The sequence below is a fragment of the Streptomyces sp. NPDC000880 genome (assembly GCF_053599675.1).
The window spans coordinates 1-1785 of sequence record NZ_JBSFMS010000244.1 but is presented as its reverse complement, the minus strand read 5'-3'; the positions used below and the strand labels follow the sequence as shown (position 1 = coordinate 1785).

At 68.8% G+C, this 1785-nt stretch carries 1 protein-coding gene; it reads right to left on the bottom strand.

The window, feature by feature from the left end; all coding sequences use genetic code 11:
• Positions 1 to 29: 29 nt before the first annotated feature.
• Positions 30 to 1628, bottom strand: coding sequence for an IS1634 family transposase (locus tag ACWDO5_RS35675; protein ID WP_450534673.1), 1599 nt, complete (start codon positions 1626 to 1628; stop codon positions 30 to 32).
• Positions 1629 to 1785: the final 157 nt, after the last annotated feature.

Sequence of the window (1785 nt, the reverse complement as noted above, 5' to 3'; positions counted from 1 at the left end):
ACTAGACCCGGACTTCGCAGGTCGTCGTTTCAGGTCTGGGGCCAGCGGGTTCGCGTGATGTCTGTTTCGAGGAGATCGAGGAGGTGGAGTTGGACGCCGCGGGTGATCTGGACGGTGGGCGGATCGGTGGTGTTGCCGATTCGCAGGGTGAGTTCGCCGAGGTGGTAGAAGATCATGCGGCCGGTGGGGCGGACCCGGCGCTGGTCCGGGTAGAGGCCGACCATGGTCTGCTCGGCCCCCAGAGCGCATCTGACCTGCCGTTCGATCAGGCTGAAGACGAGCAGGGCCAGGCAGATGACCTGGATGAGAGCGGCGACACGCCGGTTGTGCTGCACGAAGACTGGCGCGACCGCCAGGGGGCCTTTGAAGTCGTGGTAGCGGCGTTCGACCGCGCCCTGGCCTTTGTAGTGGACAAGGACCTGGTCCGGGCCGGCCCGCTCGGCCGGGATGCTCGTCAGCAGCGCCCACCAGCCGTCCACCGCAGCCTCGGCCGCCAGGACGTCCTGATCGAAGTGCCATTGAAGGGCGGGAGGTTCGCCTTCGCCTTCGGTGATCGTCCAGCGCAGGCAGGAGGTGACGTGCCGCTTGGCTGCGATGACCCCGATCCGGGCCGTGATCTTCTGGTGGGTGCCGTAGTGCCGGCCGCCCGCCGCGCCGGCGAGCTTCTCCATCTCCTCGCCGGCTCGGGCCAGTCGCTTCTCGCGGGCCCGGCGCTGGCCCGCCGCGACAGCGGTGGAGTGCACCAGGATCCGGCGCACCCGGTGCACCGGATCCCGCTTGCGGCGCCCGGCCATGGTGTGGACGTCCTCCAGCACCCGATAGCTCTCCCGCTCGGCGGCGGGTTTGTCCACGTCCCGCTTGGGCACCCAGTCCACCGCCTGTGCCTGCGCAAGGTCCAAGGCTGCGTAGACCTCGTCCTTGACCTGGGCAGCCGGGACCGGCGCGATGAAATCCACCCCGGCCGCGAGCAGTGCGGCGACATTCGTATAGGACACCAGCTTGGAATCGGCGACCATCAAGAACTCCCGTGCACCAGCCATGCCTTGCAGGTCCTTCATCGCGCCGACGACCTGGCTGACCTCGGCCGCGCCCCCGTCGAAGACACGGGCGTGGACAGGAATGCCGCCGTCGGCGGACACCGCGAGTCCGGCCTGGACCTGCTTCAGGTCCACCCGCCGGTCCTTGGGGCGCCCGTAGCCGATGACCGGGTACTGCTCGTCCTGGTCCTCGGCAGGGAAGGCACCATGGACAGACATGCTGGTCATGTCCCAGTGCAACCTCGACACGTCGATCCCGAACTCGGCGATCGCCCGGGCGCCGGCCGTCCCCGCGATTCTGTCCAGCTCCGGCGCGATCGCGTCCAGAGCCCGGGCCAGACGGTCGTCGTTGAGCAGAGCCGGCTCGATGCCGAACACCTCCTCCACCGCCCAGGTACGGGCCCAGTCACCGACCCGCACCAGCGGCGCGGGCGAGGTCAGCCGGTTGGCCACCAGCGCCTCGATCACCTGCCCGTGGGTCAGATGCGCGCTCGCACCTCCCGGACACACCTCGTCGACGATCCCGGCGACATCCAGCCGGCGCAGAAACTCGGCAGCGACAGGCAGAGCGCCCAGACGCTTCTCCACCACGGACGTCACCACCACATCAAGGCGCTGACGCTGAGACCGAGGCCGCGGAGACCGGGAAGTCATCGACACACCCCACCCAACGCCACACGACCGGCCCAGGACACCCCCGGACCGGTCACACCATACGAATCAACGACCCGCGAAGTACGGGACTAGA